The organism is Myceligenerans crystallogenes, assembly GCF_039529775.1.
GTDB lineage: Bacteria > Actinomycetota > Actinomycetes > Actinomycetales > Cellulomonadaceae > Myceligenerans > Myceligenerans crystallogenes.
Genome location: NZ_BAAANL010000017.1, coordinates 1 through 2,266, shown reverse-complemented (window position 1 = coordinate 2,266; position 2,266 = coordinate 1). Strand labels below are relative to the sequence as shown.

The following is a 2,266-nucleotide window of genomic DNA, read 5'->3' as shown; positions in this document are numbered from 1 at the left end:
CTGTCGACGACGCGTTGAGACTGACCCTGTAGCGACGGATTGGGACTGACCCCTCCGAGATGCTGGAGGGGTGATTGCACTGGAAGAGTGGGCAGAGATCCGTCGGTTGCACCGGGCTGAGGGTGTGTCGATCAAGGAGATCGCTCGGCGGCTGGGTCTGGCGCGGAACACCGTGCGGGCCGCGTTGCGGGCGGACGGTCCGCCGCGGCGTGAGCGGGGTCCGCGTGGTTCGAGCGTGGACCGGGTCGAGCCGCAGATCCGGGCGCTGCTGGCCGAGCACCCCACGATGCCGGCCACGGTGATCGCTGAGCGGATCGGCTGGGACCGGTCCTTGACGGTCCTGAAGGACCGGGTGCGGGTGCTGCGGCCGTTGTTCGCGCCGCCGGACCCGGCTGACCGGATCGAGTACTTGCCGGGCGAGGTCGCGCAGTGCGACCTGTGGTTCCCACCCACCCCGGTCCCGGTCGGCGCCGGCGTGGGGCGGGTGCTGCCGGTGCTGGCGATGACGTGTGGGTACTCGCGGGTCACCGGTGCGGTGATGATCCCGTCGCGCAAGGCCGGGGACATCCTGGCCGGGATGTGGCAGATCATCGGCGGCTGGGGGCGCAGCCCACGCACCCTGGTCTGGGACCGAGAGGCCGCGATCGGCGGGACCGGGCGGTTGACCGCGGAGGCCGCTGCGTTCGCCGGGACCCTGGGAGTGCGGATCCGGTTGGCCCCGGCGCGGGATCCGGAGTCCAAGGGGCTGGTCGAGCGCCGCAACGGGTACTTCGAGACGTCGTTCCTGCCTGGGCGGGACTTCACCTCTCCGGGCGACTTCAACACCCAGATCACCACCTGGCTGACGGAGCGGGCCAACGCCCGGCACCTGCGCTCGATCGGGACCACGCCCATCGCGCGGTGGGAGACCGACCGGGCCTCGATGGTCGCCCTGCCGCCGCTGGCTCCGCCGGTCGGGCTGCGTGGACGGGTCCGGCTGGCCCGGGACTACTACGTGCGCGTCGACGGCAACGACTACTCCGTCGACCCGCGGGTGATCGGCCGGTTCGTCGACTGGACCGCATCACCGGCACGGGTCACGGTCTCCTGCGCCGATCAGGTCGTGGCCACCCACAAGCGGGTCTGGACCAGCGGGGCCACGATCACCGACCCGGCCCACCAGGCCACCGCCAAGGCGCTGCGCGCGCAGGTCGCCACCGCCCGGGCCGACCGGCGCACCCGTTCTCACGCCGACGGGCACGTCGTGGCGATCCGGGCCCTGCCGGACTACGACGCCCTGTTCGGCGTCGACTTCGACCCCGGCGGGCTCAACCACGAGCCCGCCACCACCACTACAGAAACCACTGAAGGGAACATCGGATGACCACGACCACGACGCGGAAGACCGAGGCACGCAGGACCCAGGAGGGGCCACCGCTGCCCGAGGGCCCGCAGGACCAGCTGGGCTCGAAGATCGCCTACCTGACCCGAGCGCTGAAGACGCCCACGATCGGACGGGTCTGGGAAGACCTCGCCGGCCAGGCCCGGGACCTGAACTGGTCCCACGAGGAATACCTCACCGCGGTCCTGGAACGACAGGTCGCCGACCGCGAGTCCGCGGGGACCACGATGCGGATCCGGACCGCGCACTTCCCGCAGGTCAAGACACTGGAGGACTTCAACCTCGAGCACCTGCCCTCCCTGCGCAAGGACGTCCTGGCCCACCTGGCCACCGCGACGTTCGTGCCCAAGGCCGAGAACGTGATCCTGCTCGGACCGCCCGGACTGGGCAAGACCCACCTCGCGATCGGCCTCGGGATCAAGACCGCCCAGGCCGGCTACAGCGTCCTGTTCGACACCGCGACCAACTGGATCGACCGCCTCGCCCGCGCCCACAAGGCCGGGCAGCTGGAGACCGAGCTGAAGAAGATCCGCCGCTACAAGCTCGTCATCATCGACGAAGTCGGCTACATCCCGTTCGACACCGACGCCGCGAACCTGTTCTTCCAGCTCGTCGCCTCACGCTACGAGACAGGCTCGATCCTGGTCACCTCCAACCTGCCCTTCGGCCGCTGGGGAGAGGTCTTCGGCGACGAAGTCGTGGCCGCCGCGATGATCGACCGCCTGGTCCACCACGCCGAGGTCCTGACCCTGTCGGGCGACTCCTACCGCACCCGCGCACGCCGCGAGCTACTGGCCAAGGACCGCGACAACTAGGACAAAAACCACGGCGGAGGGGTCAATTCCAATCCGTCGCCAGGGGGTCAGTTCTAACCCGTCGTTGACA

General features: G+C 70.0%; 2 protein-coding genes. Both read left to right on the top strand.

Annotated elements, in window-relative coordinates; translation table 11 throughout:
* Positions 1-70 precede the first annotated feature (70 nt).
* Positions 71-1,363, top strand: coding sequence for an IS21 family transposase (gene istA, locus ABD208_RS20355; RefSeq protein ID WP_344106637.1), 1,293 nt, complete (start codon positions 71-73; stop codon positions 1,361-1,363).
* Entirely contained in the window at positions 1,360-2,196 is an 837-nt protein-coding gene (istB, locus tag ABD208_RS20350; RefSeq protein ID WP_344106635.1) for an IS21-like element helper ATPase IstB, read from the top strand. The genes istA and istB overlap by 4 nt, the downstream gene beginning before the upstream one ends.
* Positions 2,197-2,266 lie beyond the last annotated feature (70 nt).